Annotated in this window: 16 protein-coding genes; 10 read left to right on the forward strand and 6 right to left on the reverse strand. The window is 55.7% G+C overall.

The genetic code is table 11. From position 1 onward, the window contains the following. Window positions 1-226 precede the first annotated feature (226 nt). Entirely contained in the window at window positions 227-421 is a 195-nt protein-coding gene (locus NIZ92_RS03225) for a heavy-metal-associated domain-containing protein (protein ID WP_022983238.1), read from the reverse strand. A 73-nt stretch (window positions 422-494) separates the two neighbouring features. Then, window positions 495-932 (reverse strand): Ivy family c-type lysozyme inhibitor, encoded by a 438-nt coding sequence (locus NIZ92_RS03230; RefSeq protein ID WP_254002696.1) that lies wholly within the window; start codon window positions 930-932, stop codon window positions 495-497. 325 nt (window positions 933-1,257) lie between these two features. Here NIZ92_RS03230 and NIZ92_RS03235 point away from each other — a divergent pair, with 325 nt between their 5' ends. From NIZ92_RS03235 to serA, 7 genes are all read left to right on the forward strand, one after another. Continuing rightward, window positions 1,258-2,427, forward strand: coding sequence for an ABC transporter substrate-binding protein (locus NIZ92_RS03235; protein WP_009462245.1), 1,170 nt, complete (start codon window positions 1,258-1,260; stop codon window positions 2,425-2,427). Between the two features lie 20 nt (window positions 2,428-2,447). After that, a complete protein-coding gene (locus tag NIZ92_RS03240; RefSeq protein ID WP_022983237.1) occupies window positions 2,448-3,368 on the forward strand; it encodes a branched-chain amino acid ABC transporter permease in 921 nt (306 codons plus the stop codon). A 3-nt stretch (window positions 3,369-3,371) separates the two neighbouring features. Continuing rightward, window positions 3,372-4,334: a branched-chain amino acid ABC transporter permease gene (locus NIZ92_RS03245; protein WP_254002697.1), complete on the forward strand. Its 963-nt coding sequence runs from the start codon at window positions 3,372-3,374 to the stop codon at window positions 4,332-4,334. Continuing rightward, window positions 4,331-5,152: an ABC transporter ATP-binding protein gene (locus NIZ92_RS03250; RefSeq protein ID WP_009462241.1), complete on the forward strand. Its 822-nt coding sequence runs from the start codon at window positions 4,331-4,333 to the stop codon at window positions 5,150-5,152. Before NIZ92_RS03245 ends, NIZ92_RS03250 begins: the two co-directional genes overlap by 4 nt. Then, the gene (locus tag NIZ92_RS03255; protein ID WP_009462239.1) at window positions 5,145-5,849 is read left to right on the forward strand and encodes an ABC transporter ATP-binding protein; all 705 of its coding nucleotides are present in this window, start codon (window positions 5,145-5,147) and stop codon (window positions 5,847-5,849) included. The genes NIZ92_RS03250 and NIZ92_RS03255 overlap by 8 nt, the downstream gene beginning before the upstream one ends. Before the next feature lie 275 nt (window positions 5,850-6,124). Continuing rightward, window positions 6,125-7,126 (forward strand): cytochrome-c peroxidase, encoded by a 1,002-nt coding sequence (locus NIZ92_RS03260; protein ID WP_009462237.1) that lies wholly within the window; start codon window positions 6,125-6,127, stop codon window positions 7,124-7,126. A 219-nt stretch (window positions 7,127-7,345) separates the two neighbouring features. Continuing rightward, window positions 7,346-8,554, forward strand: coding sequence for a phosphoglycerate dehydrogenase (gene serA, locus NIZ92_RS03265; RefSeq protein WP_045930875.1), 1,209 nt, complete (start codon window positions 7,346-7,348; stop codon window positions 8,552-8,554). A gap of 226 nt (window positions 8,555-8,780) precedes the next feature. Here the strand turns inward: serA and NIZ92_RS03270 are convergent, their stop codons facing one another. Next, on the reverse strand, window positions 8,781-9,233 hold the full coding sequence (locus NIZ92_RS03270; RefSeq protein ID WP_009463896.1) for an Rrf2 family transcriptional regulator: 453 nt from the start codon (window positions 9,231-9,233) through the stop codon (window positions 8,781-8,783). 2 nt (window positions 9,234-9,235) lie between these two features. Then, window positions 9,236-9,640 (reverse strand): group III truncated hemoglobin, encoded by a 405-nt coding sequence (locus NIZ92_RS03275; RefSeq protein WP_009463895.1) that lies wholly within the window; start codon window positions 9,638-9,640, stop codon window positions 9,236-9,238. Between the two features lie 343 nt (window positions 9,641-9,983). Here NIZ92_RS03275 and NIZ92_RS03280 point away from each other — a divergent pair, with 343 nt between their 5' ends. Together NIZ92_RS03280 and NIZ92_RS03285 are read left to right on the forward strand one after the other, a co-directional pair. Further along, window positions 9,984-11,003 carry a glycosyltransferase family 2 protein gene (locus NIZ92_RS03280; RefSeq protein ID WP_060186300.1) on the forward strand — a complete coding sequence of 340 codons (1,020 nt, stop codon included), beginning with the start codon at window positions 9,984-9,986 and terminating at the stop codon, window positions 11,001-11,003. 142 nt (window positions 11,004-11,145) lie between these two features. Next, window positions 11,146-12,816: a glycosyltransferase family 39 protein gene (locus NIZ92_RS03285; RefSeq protein ID WP_254002698.1), complete on the forward strand. Its 1,671-nt coding sequence runs from the start codon at window positions 11,146-11,148 to the stop codon at window positions 12,814-12,816. Here NIZ92_RS03285 and NIZ92_RS03290 read toward each other — a convergent pair. Then, the gene (locus NIZ92_RS03290; RefSeq protein ID WP_254002699.1) at window positions 12,755-13,132 is read right to left on the reverse strand and encodes a GtrA family protein; all 378 of its coding nucleotides are present in this window, start codon (window positions 13,130-13,132) and stop codon (window positions 12,755-12,757) included. The two genes, NIZ92_RS03285 and NIZ92_RS03290, sit on opposite strands and share 62 nt — an antisense overlap. A 60-nt stretch (window positions 13,133-13,192) precedes the next feature. On the opposite strand from NIZ92_RS03290, the gene NIZ92_RS03295 reads away from it, so the two are divergent. Beyond that, window positions 13,193-13,951 carry a ChbG/HpnK family deacetylase gene (locus NIZ92_RS03295; protein ID WP_254002700.1) on the forward strand — a complete coding sequence of 253 codons (759 nt, stop codon included), beginning with the start codon at window positions 13,193-13,195 and terminating at the stop codon, window positions 13,949-13,951. A gap of 9 nt (window positions 13,952-13,960) precedes the next feature. On the opposite strand, the gene NIZ92_RS03300 is transcribed toward NIZ92_RS03295, so the two are convergent. Further along, window positions 13,961-14,557, reverse strand: coding sequence for a GNAT family N-acetyltransferase (locus NIZ92_RS03300; protein ID WP_254002701.1), 597 nt, complete (start codon window positions 14,555-14,557; stop codon window positions 13,961-13,963). Window positions 14,558-14,607: the final 50 nt, after the last annotated feature.

Consider the following 14,607-nt stretch of genomic DNA (forward strand, 5'->3'; position numbering starts at 1 on the left):
GCAGGGATCCTGACATCATCAATTACGAAGCCAGAATACGCGGGTCTTTCATCGCAAGCACTCCGATTCTTGCGGTCAATATTGACAGACCCGGCTGACACCACACAAGAGCCTGTCAGTTGTTGACGGTATGTGCGTGCTAAACGAAGCAGTATGAAAAAAGGCCGGTATCAACCGGCCTTTTTATTGGCTCTGAAGCGCTGGCACCGTGAAAGGCGCGTCGTGCTTACAGGGCGCTGGGGGTGTAACCCGCTTCTTCAATCACTTTCAGGGCTTGTGCGCCATCCAGACCTTGAACGGTAACCTGGTGTTTTTCCAGATCCGTGCTGACGGTGGCTTGAGGGGCGACAGCCTGAATGGCTTCAGTGATGCTGCGTACACAGTGGCCGCAGGTCATGTCGGGTACGGAGAAGGTGGACATAGCTGACTCCTTTGATAAAAACAATGGAGTCAGCTTAAGGCTTGCCACGGGGGCAAGGTCAAGTGCTGTTTTTTTAAAACAGGGCCGGTGACATCAGGCGGATCTGATCAAATTCGGGATTGCCTAGCCATTCAATCTGGCTGCTGGCCAAACCTGGGCCTGATTCCTTGTTTTCCACAAAAGCACCGTAGGAGATGGTCTGCTTTTGGGTGTCCAGTAGCACTACGTAGCTGGAGCTGGTGCAGTCATGGGGTTTGCAGCCCTGGAAAACCTGGTAGTCGCGGCCATCCAGAGACACGGTTTCGCCCGGCGAAGCCGTACCGAAATCTTTAACCCAGCTGGCGTTTTTGGCGACGTCCTGCATCAGGCTCTGATACTGCTGGGCCACTTGCTTGTTGGACTTGGCCAGGTCAGCCAGATAAACGGATTCCGAGGACTGTGCATTGCTCAGGAAAGGGGCGAGCAGGGCGCTGCCAAGGACAAGGCGGCACAGAGAATGGGAAATACGCATGGGATCTCCAATAATGAGGCGAGCCCTCAGTTTAGCAGCGCGCTTAGTGCGGAATTGTTAACAAAATCAAGGAAAACCTGCATAAACGGCTATCCCTACAGTCGTTATAGTGCTTATCCGTCCATGGGATTGGCACGGGGCTTTGTTTCCTGTCGAATTACCAGGGCATTTGAGGGGTGTAGGTAAAAACCACAGCTTGCCAGCAAAATTGTTTCATAACTAAACTATTTATAAATGAATGGTTGGCATAGTTGAATTTGTAGTTCGATCTGCTGTGCATCTTATTTAAAGACAGCCTATAAGCGCGGTGGCGCAAGGAGATAACATGAAACGTATTGCATTGACCGTAGCTCTGGCGGCGGCTTTTGGCGGTTCTTTGGCTCATGCCGATACCATCAAAGTGGGGATGGCAATGGACACATCCGGTCCGTTCGCTGCCGTTGGTGGTGAAGTTCGTGATGGCTTTAATCTGGCCATCAAACAACTGGACGGCAAGCTGGGCGGTTTCCCGGCCGAGTTCATTCAACAAGATATGGCCGGTAACCCCGACCAGGCCCGCCAATTGGTCAATCGCTTCGTGCAGCGCGACAAGATCGACTTCTTTACTGGCCCCGTGGGCTCCAACGTGGCACTGGCAGTGGCTCCCGCCCTGTTCTCGGCCAAAGTGCCTTACCTGACCAGCAACCCGGGCCCCAGCCAACTGGCCGGTGCCGGTTGTAATCCGTACTTCTTTGGTGTTTCCTACCAGAACGACGCCTTTGACGAGGCCGCCGGTAAAGTGGCTGCGGATCGCAACTACGAAAAAATGTTCATCATTGCCCCTGATTATCCAGCCGGCAAGGATCACCTGAACGGCTTCAAGCGTGGTTACGGCAAACCCGTCAACGACGAGCTCTACACCAAGCTGGGCCAGATCGACTACTCGGCTGAACTGGCACAGATCCGTGCGGCCAAGCCCCAGGCCGTGTTCTTCTTCCTGCCCGGCGCCATGGGCATCAACTTCATCAAACAGTTCGTGGCCGCTGGCCTGAATAAAGATGTGGTGTTGCTGGGCCCAGCCTTCTCGGGTGACGAGGACATCATCCCCGCCGTGGGCGAACCTATCCTGGGCATGTTGAACACGGCTCAGTGGTCGCCTGACCTGGATGTTCCTGCCAACAAGACCTTTGTGGAAGAGTTCCGCAAAGCCTACGACGGCCGCTATCCATCGGTTTACGCTGCTCAGGCCTATGACGTGATTCTGGCTATCGACGCCGCCGTCAAACAGGTTGATGGCAAGGTGTCCGACCGCGAAGCGGTGCTCAAGGCACTGAAAGCCGCCGACTACAACTCGGTTCGCGGCCCATTTACCTACGGCAACAACAACTTCCCCGTGCAGGCTTATTACTTGCGTGAAGTGGTCAAGGATCAGGACGGACGTCTTGTGAACCGTATGGTCAGCAAGGTGTTTGACTCCTACCAGGACGTCTACGCCAAAGAATGCAAACTTAATTAAGATTCACAGGTGGTAAAAGCATGTCGCTCATTCTGATTAGCGAGCAATTGCTGAATGGTTTGCAGTTTGGTTTGATGTTGTTTCTGATTGCCGCGGGCCTGACTTTGGTCTTCGGCATTATGGATATCATGAACCTGGCCCACGGCTCCCTCTATATGGCGGGAGCCTATGTGGCCGCGGAAACCATGCAGCGTACAGGGTCTTTTACCGCCGCCATTGTGGTGGCGGTGGCGGTGACAGCCCTGGTCGGTATTGCCTTGGAAATTCTCATTCTGCGCAAGCTGGTCACTCGTGATCACCTGGCTCAGGTACTGGGAACCTATGCCGTTATTTTGATCGCCAATGATGTGGTCAAAATGATTTGGGGCCCAACCCCCGTTATGTTGAATATGCCTGCCTTGTTGTCCGGGCCGGTAGAACTCTTGCCTGACTTTCTCTATCCCGCCTTCCGTCTGATGATTATTGCGGTCGGTCTGGTGATGGCGCTGGCCCTGTATGCCTTCGTAACCAAAACACGAGCTGGGGTGCTGGTGCGTGCAGGCGCCTCCAATCGACAAATGGCCACCCTGATGGGGGTGCGTGTGCCTATTCTGTTCCTGGGTGTGTTCACTCTGGGAGCCGCTCTGGCTGCGCTGGCCGGTGCCTTGTTGGGTCCGATTACCGCGGTTCAGATCGGTATGGGCGAGGACATTCTGATCCTGGTTCTGGTCTGCATCGTGATTGGCGGGATTGGTTCGATTCGTGGCGCGTTTGTAGGTGCCTTGCTGGTGGGTATGGTTGATACCGCTGGCCGTGCATTCCTGCCCATGTTGCTGCGTAACGTCTTCCCGGCAGATGTGGCTTCCAGCGTCGGTCCTACGATTGCCGCCATTTCGATCTATGTCCTGATGGCTGTTGTTCTTGTTTTCCGTCCTTCGGGCCTGTTCCCGGCGCGAGGTTAATGTATGTCTACTTCGCGTATTTTTTCCGCCCTGGTGCTGGTGGCCTTATTGGCTTTCCCCTTGATTGCACCGATGTACGGACTTGAGTTCTACATTTCGTTTGTACGCCGTATCTTCATCTATGCCCTGGCTGCCAGCGCTTTGAATCTGGTGCTGGGTTATGGCGGGATGGTGGCCCTGGGCCATGCCGCGTTTTTCGGGGCAGGGGCCTACACCGTGGGTATCCTGGCTACCGAAGGCGTGCAAAGCGGCCTGATTGCCTGGCCTGCCGCCATGGTGATCTCCGGCTTGCTGGCTTTCCTGACCGGTGCCGTGTCGCTGCGTACTCGTGGTGTGTACTTCATCATGATCACGCTGGCGTTTGCCCAGATGATCTTTTATCTGTTCATTTCCTTGCGCCAGTACGGTGGCGAGGACGGCCTGAACATGTACAGCCATTCATCCTTGCCCGGGATTGATCTGAGCAATGAGCTGAGCTTTTACTACCTGGTTCTGGCTATTCTGGTGGGGGTGCTGTTCCTGTTCAATCGTCTGGTTAAAGCCCGTTTCGGGCAGGCCTTGATGGGCACGCGTGAAAACGAAAGCCGCATGACAACCTTGGGTTACCCCGTCTACCGCATTCGCCTGACGGCTTACACCTTGAGCGGAGCCATCATGGGTCTGGCCGGTGCCTTGCTGGCTAACCACAACCTGTTTGTCTCGCCTAGCCTGATGAACTGGACCCAGTCGGCTGACCTGATCATCATGGTGCTGGTGGGGGGTATTGGCTTGCTGTATGGCGGTGCTCTGGGTGCGTTCGTGATGTTGGTGCTGGAAGAGTTGCTGCGCAACTGGACCGAGTACTGGCACATGCCTTTGGGTATCTTGTTGCTGCTGGTGGTGTTTTTTGCACCCAAGGGGCTGGCCGGACTGGTGCGTGTCCGCTCGGCCGCTGATCCCGCTACTACCGCCAAGGAGCAAGCATGACGAACACGATAGCAACCGCCTCCAAGGCGGGTAGCGGCTCGGCCGCTTTGCAAGCCCGTGGTCTGATGAAGCGCTTTGGTGCTTTGCAGGCTACCAACGATGTGTCCCTGGACCTGGTGCCTGGTGAAATTCATGGTTTGATCGGCCCGAACGGGGCTGGTAAATCGACCCTGATTCATTTGCTGTCGGGCACCTTGACCCCGGATTCGGGCCAGCTCTTGCTGGGTGGCCGGGATGTGACTTCCTTGTCGGGTCACCAGCGTGTGGCTGCCGGTCTGGCACGCTCGTTCCAGATCACCAACATCTTCAAGAACTACACGGTCCTGGATAACCTGGTGCTGGCTTTGCAGGCATGCAGTGGCAGCAGCTTCCGCTTCTGGCGTGCTCGTCAGGCGGAAACCGAGCTGTACGAGCAAGCCCGTGCTTTGGCCGCCGAATGTGCCATTGATGCGTCCTTGCTGCATACCCAGGCCGGTGTGTTGCCGCATGGCGAGCAGCGCAAGGTGGAATTCGCCCTGGCTTTGGCCAGCCGTCCGCAAGTTCTGCTGCTGGATGAGCCTATGGCCGGGATGGGGCCGGACGAAACGCTGCGCCTGACTGAATTGATCGAAACCATGCGTGGCAAAGCCACCATGTTGCTGGTCGAGCATGATATGGAAGCCGTTTTCCGTCTGGCTGACCGGATTTCTGTGCTGGTGGCGGGGCACATTATTGCTACCGGCACGGCTGCCGAAATCCGCGATAACGAGGCTGTGCGTCAAGCTTATCTGGGCGACGACGACACGCCAGTTCCAACCAAGGTGGAAAGCCATGCTTGAAACGACTCAATTACAAAGCGGCTATGGCGCCAGCCAGGTGCTGTTCGGGGTAGATCTGTCCATTCGTAGCGGGCAGGTTGTGACTGTGCTGGGCCGTAATGGCATGGGCAAGACCACCTTGCTGAAAACCATTCTGGGCCAGTTGCCGGTGCGCGGCGGCGATGTGAAGTTCGACGGCCAGTCCATTGCGGGCTGGAATCCGGACCGTATTGCCCGTGCCGGGATTGCCATTGTGCCCGAAGGGCGTCAGTGCTTTCCCAACCTGACCGTGGCCGAGCACTTGACGGCCTTTGCCTGCAATCGCAACCCCAAAGCCAACAAGACCTGGACGCCCGAGCGTGTCTATGACTTTTTTCCGCGCTTGCGTGAGCGTGCGTCCAATATGGGCAACCAGCTCTCGGGCGGTGAACAGCAAATGCTGGCCATTGGCCGTGCGCTGGTCACCAACCCCAAGCTGCTGATTCTGGATGAAGCCTCCGAGGGACTGGCGCCCAAGGTGCGTGAAGAAATCTGGAACTGTCTGGCCGTCTTGCGTGAGGAAGGGCAAACCATCTTGCTGATCGACAAATATGTCGAGCGGCTGATGGCCTTGTCGGATCACCACATTATTCTGGAACGTGGCAAATTGGTCTGGCAGGGGAACTCCGAAGCATTGGGGGCTGATCGCACCTTGTGGACGCGCTATTTGGGCGTATAAAAAAACACAAACTGCAACAATCCCAAGATGCCGCCTGCTTGATTGCAGGCGGCATTTTTTATGCGTTTCGTCAAGGCGCTATAGGGGATTGTGGCGGAGTAGTTGCACTTTCTTCTGAAAGTTCCCTAAACATCTCTGGAAAGATTATTTCCTTGCGATGTATCAATGTGTAATGAAATGGCATTCCTTACGATGTCCATAAGGCCAGCAGGGTTATGGGTCCTAACCGGACCACTCACTGGCAGGAAGCTCTGTCATCCCATAAGGAAGTTGTTATGAAATTACGCCTGTTCACTCTCTCTGCTCTGGCCGCCGGTCTACTGCTCGGCAGTGCCGCGCAAGCTCAGGAAAATGAGCCTGTACAGCCGATTCCCGCCGCAGTTGTCACTGATCCGGCACGCGTTGAACTGGGCAAGAAGCTGTGGTTTGAACCTCGCCTGTCCCGTTCTGGTTTCATCTCCTGTAACTCCTGTCATAACCTGAGCATGGGTGGCACGGACAATATCCGTACCTCCATCGGGGATCGCTGGCAGGAAGGCCCCATCAACTCGCCTACCGTCCTGAACTCCAGCCTGAACGTGGCCCAGTTCTGGGACGGCCGTGCCAGCGACCTGAAAGAGCAGGCCGGTGGCCCGATTGCCAACCCCAAGGAAATGGCGTTCACACACGAGCTGGCCATGGAGTTCCTGAGCTCCATCCCCGAGTACAAGGCCGAGTTCAAGCAAGTCTTTGGCAAGGCCGACTTCGGTATTGATGAAGTCACCTCCGCAATTGCTGCCTTTGAAGAAACCTTGGTGACGCCCGATTCCCGCTTTGACCTGTGGTTGAAGGGTGACAAGAAAGCCATTACCGATCAGGAGCTGGCTGGCTATCAACTGTTCAAGAATAGTGGTTGCGTGGCCTGCCACAACGGTCCCAATCTGGGCGGTACCTCCTTCCAGAAAATGGGTCTGATCGAACCCTACCAAACGACCAATCCGGCCGAAGGCCGTGCGGCTGTGACAGGGAAAGATGCCGACCGTTTCAACTTCAAGGTTCCTACCTTGCGTAACGTCGAGCTGACCTACCCTTACTTCCACGATGGTGCTGTCAATACCTTGACCGAAGCCGTGGATACAATGGGTCGTCTGCAGTTGGGTCGCAGTTTCTCTGCAGAGGAAAATGCCCAGATCGTCGCGTTCCTGAAAACGCTGACGGGCAAACAGCCTGAAATCGTGCTGCCAATCCTGCCACCTTCGCGTGACAACACACCACGTCCGGTGCCATTTGGTTCTTGATAGCAGGCTATTCAGGCGGCTTTTCATGAGCTAGGCCGCCTTGAAGTGACCCAGGTCCTGGATTTTTTATTTTCCTGGCCTGGGTTTTTGTATTTGGCTGTGGATTCATGGCCTTGCTTGGTTTCAAGACAAGAATCCCCTGCTGTTATTGTTGATGCTCGATCAGGCGGGCTAAAAAAATAGTACCATTTAGATACTATTTCAATGACTGGAACCATCATGAGTCGCATTGTCCTGTTTGAGAACATTCATCCTAGCGCCCGTGAAGTTTTTGAGGCTGCGGGTTTGACCGATATTCAGACCTACAAGGGAGCCTTGTCGGGTCAGGAGCTGCTGGACGCTGTCAAAGGCGCCGAAGTTGTCGGAATTCGTTCCCGTACCCAGTTTGACAGCCGGGTGCTGGAGCACGCAGACCAGCTCAAAGTGCTGGGATGCTTTTGTATTGGTACCAACCAGGTGGATCTGGATCAAGCCCAGAACCATGGTGTACCGGTCTTTAATGCGCCGTTCTCCAATACCCGCTCCGTTGCCGAGCTGGTGCTGGGTGAGGCCATCTTGTTGCTACGTCGTATCCCCGAGAAGAACCTGCGCGTACACCAGGGTTTCTGGGACAAAAGTGCCGATGGCGCTTTCGAGATCCGTGGCAAGACTTTGGGCGTGATTGGTTACGGCAATATTGGTTCCCAAGTCGGTACTCTGGCCGAAGCGCTGGGTATGCGCGTGCTCTACCACGATGTGGAATCCAAACTGCCGCTGAGCAATGCCCGTGTCTATGGCAGCTTGAAGCAGATGCTGGCCGAGTCCGATGTGGTCACCTTGCACGTACCAGGCGGGCAGGGCACGCACAACATCATGAATGCCGAGACGATTGCGGCCATGAAACCCGGTTCCATCCTGATCAATGCTTCGCGCGGGACGGTGGTGGATATTGATGCCTTGCACCAAGCCTTGGTCAGCGGTCATCTGGCGGGTGCTGCGCTGGACGTGTTCCCAACCGAACCGAAAAGCGTGGACGAACCTTTGAAGAGCCCCTTGATCGGTATGCCTAATGTGATCCTGACGCCGCATATTGGCGGTAGTACTCAGGAATCCCAGGAAAACATCGGCCGTGAAGTGGCCGAGAAACTGGTTAGCTATTTGCGTAGCGGCGCTACCAAGGGCGCGGTGAACTTCCCCGAAGTGTCTTACTACGACATCCAGGGTGCTGTGCGCCTGCTGCATGTTCATCGCAACGTTCCCGGCGCGATGGGTGGCTTGAACAATATTCTGGCTCAGCACGGTATCAACATCACCCGCCAGCAGCTGCAAACGCAAGGCGAGTTGGGTTATGCCATGACGGACCTGGATCGTGTGCCCGAGCAGGGTTTGCTGGAAGCTGTGCGTGCCCATCCTGGTACTGTACGGAGCGATCTGATTTTCCCGGCTTGAAGCGGTAGTCGGACCCTAAACAAACGGCCCCGGATTCTTTTGAATCCGGGGCCGTTTGCTATCCGTCCGTCTGCTATCCGTCCGTCTGCTATCCGTCCGTCTGCTATCCGTCCGTCTGCTATCCGTCCGTCTGCTATCCGTCCGTCTGCTATCCGTCCGTCTGCTATTCGTCCGTCTGCTATTCGTCCGTCTGCTATTCGTCCGTCTGCTATTCGTCCGTCTGCGATCAGGCCGAGTGCATGGACTTGGTGGGCCAGGCAATCGTCTGTTCCGGGCTGCTGCCGGGAACAATAATGTCGCGCAAGGTGTAGTTATCCAGATAACTCAGGAACTGGACCAGCGCCTGTTTAAGGATATTGCTCAGGTTGCATCGACCGCTCAGGATGCAGTGGGTGCCGCTGCCCAGGCACTCCACCACCGCCAGATCGGTTTCGGTATAGCGCACCAGCTCGCCCAGATTGATGTCTTCCGGCGCACGGGCCAGCCGCATTCCGCCGTTTTTCCCGCGCTGTGTCTGAATCCACCCGCCCTTGGCGAGCAGGTGGGTGACTTTCATCAGATGGGCTTGGGAAATCTGGTGGTACTGGGCAATTTCCGCGATGGTACAGAGCCTGTCTTCGTTCTGACCCAGATACATCAATTGACGCAGGGCGTAGTCAGTAAGGTTGGTCAGACGCATGATCAGGGCAGTTGCAGCTCGCTGGCCACTTGAGTGGGGTTGTGCTGGAACTGGTAGCCAAACCAGAAGCTGCGGGCGATGCGCTGGGCATATTCCAATGCCAGCGCGGCCATGGCCTGGTTTTCACGCTCCTGGCAGGTTTCCTTGAACAGGCGTAGCCATTGTTCAAAGTGGCTGGCCTGAATATGCTTGAGTGACAAATGCTTGGCCATGGGATTGCCATTGAAGCCATCGGTCTTGAGCAATAGAGATGACCAGAACTCTTCCATTACGCCCAGATGCGTATCCCAATCCTTGATGCGCTCGGAGAAAATGGGGCCAAGGACGTCGTCCATGCGGATGCGATCGTAAAAGTCCCAGACCAGGTCATGAATTTCCTGGCGGGTACACAAAGGGTTGAGAGCCATAATATTTTGAATTTAAAGATATATATTTTATCTATCTTATTGGTATGACTCATCGGGGTCAAGCCGGAAAGAAAACGCTTGGGAACGGGACATTTTCACGCCGGATTTCACGCTGATTCAACGCTTGCTTTCCTACACTGCTTGCACGTTTCAGCGTATGGATGTTGCGTTTGCGGTGTTTGGCCAGTCTGGCCGGCTTGCAAGGGCTGTACAAGTCTTGAACGGTGCTCTTTAAGAAAGACAAGTATCACCGAAGGTAAATTGCACTAGGCGGTCTGGCGGGCTACGATTACTTTTTGTTGGCTAGACCTTGGTTTTGTTACAGCACGGTGCTCAAGGAATAATGATTACAAAACGACAGGCCCAAACGCTTTCTTGCGTTATCCCTGGTTTGAATGAAGCAGAAAACCTGCCCGCATTGCTGCCGGTTTTGGTGGCGAAGTTGCGCGAACTGGTTCCGGACTTTGAAATCATTTTCGTTGACGATGGCAGTACCGACGCAACGCCTTTGGTTATTGAGCAATTGCGTCAAACCTACCCTCAATTGGTCTATTTGCAGTTATCGCGCAACTTTGGCAAAGAGGCGGCGTTGACGGCAGGGCTGGAGGCCAGCCGCGGGCAGGTAGTCGTGTGCATGGATGCGGATTTGCAGCATCCCCCTGCCTTGATCGAAGCCATGCTGGAGCGCTGGTCCACAGGCCTGGAAATGGTCTATGCCGTGCGGGAAACCCGTGACGACGAGACCTGGATGAAGCGGGCGGGCACCAGTTTGTTTTACAAGCTGATGCGCACATCTAACGGTTTGCGTGTGCCGCGTGATGCAGGCGATTTTCGCCTGATGGATCGCTGTGTCGTTGATGCCTTGATGGCCTTGCCCGAGCGCAGCCGCTTCATGAAAGGCTTGTTTGCCTGGGTGGGTTTTCCGTCCGAGCCCATTTACTACTCGCCTGCCGAACGCTTGCATGGTGTCAGCCGATTCCGCCCCACTAAACTATTGCGCTTTGCGGTGGATGGTTTGACGGCATTCACCACCTGGCCACTGCGGTTGTTGAGCCTGTTAGGGGCAGTGTTGGCCATGCTGTCTTTCAGCTACGGCTTGTTCATTATCTTCAAGCACTTGTTGTATGGGGATGCCGTTCGGGGCTGGGCAACCTTGATTACGGTGGTACTGTTTTTCGCGGGGGTGAATATGCTCTCGCTGGGTGTGGTGGGCGAGTATGTCGCCAGCATCTTTGCCGAGGTCAAGCACCGGCCCTTGTATCTGGTGCATCGTCGCCGGGGGCAGGGACTGGCTCAGGCCTCTGAACCGGCACCTGACCAGAAGCAGTTAGCGACCCCCGATCAGGACCCGCAGCAAGGCTGAAGGCAAGCCTGGTTTTGAAGGCAGGCCGGATCGTTTAATTGGCGAACTGCTCTCATTTGTAATTGAACGCTACATCGATATTCTGAATCGCTTCGACAGCTACACAAGTAGCTGCCTACCCCTAATGGTTTGGCTTTGAGCGATGAGTATCGATAATTCCTTTTCCTCTTCCGGTGCAACACTACCGCTTGGACAAGCGCGTGGACCGGCCTACTGGTTACGTTGCGGCGTCCAGCGCCTGGGTACGCTCTCTAGTGTGTCCGTGGGGCTGCTGGCACTGCTGTGGTTTGCGCTGACCCTGGGGGCGTACCCCTTGTTGATTCCGGATGAGGGGCGTTATGTCGGCGTGGCCCTGTCCATGCTGGAATCCGGTGATTATCTGGTGCCGCGTCTGGACGGCCTGCCGTTTTTCCATAAACCTCCCTTGCATTATTGGCTGACTGCCCTGAGCCTGAAAGTGTTGGGTGTGAATTTTGTGGCTGCTCGTCTGGTACCTGCCTTGATGGCGGCCTTGTTGATTGCCGGTATGCACGCGTTCTTGAAGCGTCACGCCAGCCAGCAACATGCGGGCTGGACGGCTTTGATTCTGGTCAGCAGCCCCTTGCTTTTCGGTGCTTCCCATTACGCCAATCTGGACATGACGGTTGCTGCCTTGATCAGTAGCTGCGTGCTCTTGGGTGGTCATGCTGCCTTGCAGATGGAGCAAGGGCGCTCCTATCGTTGGGCCTTGATGGGGCTGTATGCCACCGCAGGCCTGGCTTTTCTGGCAAAAGGCTTGATCGGGATTTTGATCCCCGGCGGTGTCTTGGTGTTCTGGCTGCTGGGTCGAGGCCAGTGGCGTACGTTGTTGCGTCTGTTTTCTGTGACAGGCCTGGGAGTCTTGCTGCTGGTTGCCACGCCCTGGATGTGGGCCATGCAGGCGCGCTACCCCGGATTTTTTGACTATTACATCGTCTATCAACACTTCCAGCGCTTTCTGGAAACCGGCTTTAACAACCCTCAGCCTTTCTGGTTCTACTTTGCCCTGATGCCTGTTGCCACCTTGGGTTGGACGCCATTCTTGTTCAAGCGCTTTCGTGGTTCTGCTAATGCTTCCGACGGTTTGGGAGCAGTACGAGGCTTGATGCTGTCGGCATTGCTGACTGTGCTGGTTTTCTTTTCCGTTCCTACGTCCAAGCTGGTGGGCTATGTCCTGCCTGCGATTGGCCCTTGGGCTTTTTTTCTGGCGGATGTGGTGGTTCGCCGCAGTCAGCGGGATGGGGAAGCAAAGGTAGAGCGCTTTGCGGTCTGGAGCCTGGGTGTTTGTGTTGCGATTTGTGCGTTTGCCGTGGTGACGATGATGTTGCGCCCACAGGTTAACAGTCAGGCCTTGGGCCGTGTACTGGCCAGTGAATACCAAAAGGGTGACCGTGTCGTCTTTCTGAATAATTACCGTTATGACCTGGGCTTCTATGTTCCGGGCCTGCAGAACATCAGCGTGATGGGACGCTGGGATGATCCGGAAATCATGCGCACCGATAGTTGGCGCAAGGAGCTGCTGGAGGCAGCTCGCTTTGAGCCGCAACGTGGGGCGCTGACCTTGATAGATCGGGCAACCCTTCGTCAGCAGCTATGTCGGGACAGCAAGGCGGTCGTCTGGCTGATCGGCTCGCCAGATGCCGTGCGCCAAAGCCAGGTGCTCAACCATGCCCAGCGCCTGTACGAAGACCAGCGTATCGCCTTGTGGCGCTTTGATCACGACGAGTACGAGCTTATGTGCGGCGGAACGCCCAAAGCCGCCCAGCCAGAAACGTCAGTACAGCCAAACCGATAAGAATCAGGCCCAGCAGCAAGTCGTAGCGCAGACCGGAATGATTCAGTAAAAACGCATAGCTGGCTTCGTTGACGGCGAAGCCAGCGGAAGACACCAGAAAAAAACGTGTCAGAGCTGGCAGAAAGCGGGCATTCTGGGAGCGGAATGTCAGCCAGTAGTGGCCACCAAAGGACACCAGGAACGCAATCAGCCAGCCAAAAAGATTGGCCAGCAGCGGAGACAGGCTCAGCGTTTGCACCAGGGCGATTACAATGCCCCAGTGCGTGAAGGCGGCCAAAGTGCCGACCAGTATGAACAGAATGATTTGACGAGACATAAAGCGGAGCGAGCAGTGGCCAAGGACAGGCAGATCAGTATATGCGCGGATGATTTTGGCATGGCCCCCGCCGTGGACGAGGCCATACTGAAATTGGCCCAGGCCCGACGCCTGACAGGAACATCCTGCCTGGTCGATGGGGACAGCTTTGTGCAAAATGCACCAGCACTGCGCCAGAGCACGCTGCAAAAAGGTTTGCACCTGAATTTTACCGAGTTTGCTTCCCAAGCGGGCGTGTATGCCATGCCGCTCAAGCAGGTGATTATCCGCAGCCTGCTGCATCGTCTGGATGATCAGAAGGTCAAGGATAGCGTGGCTCGCCAGCTGGATCGTTTTGAAGAGGTGATGGGGCAGGGCCCGGACTATATCGACGGGCATCAGCACGTGCATCAGCTACCCATGATTCGCGAGGCCTTGCTGGCAGAAATGGAGCGTCGTTACGCGGCTTCCATGCCTTGGCTGCGTTATACCGGTGCCCAGCGTCTGGCTACGGGTTTTGCGTTTAAAGACCGATTCAAGGCGCAGATTATTGCCGGGCTGGGTTCCAGAGATTTGTTGCGTCTGGCCAGAGCCAAAGGTGCCACCTTGAATAGCAGCTTTACCGGTGTATACGACTTTCAGGGTGGCAAGGAGCGCTACAGTGCCCTGGTCAAAGCCTGGCTGGCGGTGATGCAGCACGGGGACAGCATGATGTGCCATCCCTCCTTGAGCAGCGTGCAGGACGATCCTGTGGGCTTGCAACGTCAGGCAGAGTACGAGGTGCTGGCTGGCGATGAGATGCAGCAATGGCTGGATCAATACAGCCTGCGCATTGCCTGAGAAGGAAGCTCAGGGCGTCTGGGCTGGCTGGCTTTGGCTGCCGTCACCCAGACTGCGCTGCATGATGACCACGTCAATCCACTGCTGGAATTTATAGCCTACCGCTGGCTGAGTACCTACATGGGCAAAGCCCAGCGAACGGTGCAGAGCAATCGAGCCCCGGCTGTCATGGCCGGAGATGATGGCCACCATTTGCCGCCACGGGCCTTTCTCGCATTCCAGCAGCAATTGTTCCAGCAAGGCTTTGCCCAGACCTTTGCCAATCTGACCTTGAGCCAGATAGATGGAATCTTCTACCGTGAAGCGGTAGGCCGGGCGGGAGCGGTACGTGCCTGCATAGGCATAGCCCACGATCTGCCCGTCCAGTTCCGCGACCAGCCAGGGCAAGTTTTGCTCGCGCACTTGTATATAGCGGGCACCCATTTCCTGTTCGTCGGGCGGGCTTTGTTCAAAGGTCGCCGTGCTGTGCAGCACGTGATAGGCATAGATATTTTGCACTGCTGCCATATCGTCCAAGGTCGCGTGACGTATCAGCAAGGCGCTGGCGTGATTGCCTTGTGGCAGGGACGCAGAGAAAGGGGCTTGCGTACTCTCGGGGGGGAACATACTATTTTTCCTTTGAACTGATTTAGTTTATCCCGATTTCAGGAGTTTCT

This window comes from Alcaligenes sp. 1735tsa3 (assembly GCF_024134565.1).
Lineage (GTDB): Bacteria > Pseudomonadota > Gammaproteobacteria > Burkholderiales > Burkholderiaceae_B > Alcaligenes > Alcaligenes phenolicus.

Bases quoted from the DNA above. Each gene is read 5' to 3' on its own strand.
- NIZ92_RS03225 (WP_022983238.1), bottom strand. From the start codon at position 421: ATGTCCACCTTCTCCGTACCCGACATGACCTGCGGCCACTGTGTACGC.
- NIZ92_RS03230 (WP_254002696.1), bottom strand. From the start codon at position 932: ATGCGTATTTCCCATTCTCTGTGCCGCCTTGTCCTTGGCAGCGCCCTG.
- NIZ92_RS03235 (WP_009462245.1), top strand. From the start codon at position 1,258: ATGAAACGTATTGCATTGACCGTAGCTCTGGCGGCGGCTTTTGGCGGT.
- NIZ92_RS03240 (WP_022983237.1), top strand. From the start codon at position 2,448: ATGTCGCTCATTCTGATTAGCGAGCAATTGCTGAATGGTTTGCAGTTT.
- NIZ92_RS03245 (WP_254002697.1), top strand. From the start codon at position 3,372: ATGTCTACTTCGCGTATTTTTTCCGCCCTGGTGCTGGTGGCCTTATTG.
- NIZ92_RS03250 (WP_009462241.1), top strand. From the start codon at position 4,331: ATGACGAACACGATAGCAACCGCCTCCAAGGCGGGTAGCGGCTCGGCC.
- NIZ92_RS03255 (WP_009462239.1), top strand. From the start codon at position 5,145: ATGCTTGAAACGACTCAATTACAAAGCGGCTATGGCGCCAGCCAGGTG.
- NIZ92_RS03260 (WP_009462237.1), top strand. From the start codon at position 6,125: ATGAAATTACGCCTGTTCACTCTCTCTGCTCTGGCCGCCGGTCTACTG.
- serA (WP_045930875.1), top strand. From the start codon at position 7,346: ATGAGTCGCATTGTCCTGTTTGAGAACATTCATCCTAGCGCCCGTGAA.
- NIZ92_RS03270 (WP_009463896.1), bottom strand. From the start codon at position 9,233: ATGCGTCTGACCAACCTTACTGACTACGCCCTGCGTCAATTGATGTAT.
- NIZ92_RS03275 (WP_009463895.1), bottom strand. From the start codon at position 9,640: ATGGCTCTCAACCCTTTGTGTACCCGCCAGGAAATTCATGACCTGGTC.
- NIZ92_RS03280 (WP_060186300.1), top strand. From the start codon at position 9,984: ATGATTACAAAACGACAGGCCCAAACGCTTTCTTGCGTTATCCCTGGT.
- NIZ92_RS03285 (WP_254002698.1), top strand. From the start codon at position 11,146: ATGAGTATCGATAATTCCTTTTCCTCTTCCGGTGCAACACTACCGCTT.
- NIZ92_RS03290 (WP_254002699.1), bottom strand. From the start codon at position 13,132: ATGTCTCGTCAAATCATTCTGTTCATACTGGTCGGCACTTTGGCCGCC.
- NIZ92_RS03295 (WP_254002700.1), top strand. From the start codon at position 13,193: ATGGCCCCCGCCGTGGACGAGGCCATACTGAAATTGGCCCAGGCCCGA.
- NIZ92_RS03300 (WP_254002701.1), bottom strand. From the start codon at position 14,557: ATGTTCCCCCCCGAGAGTACGCAAGCCCCTTTCTCTGCGTCCCTGCCA.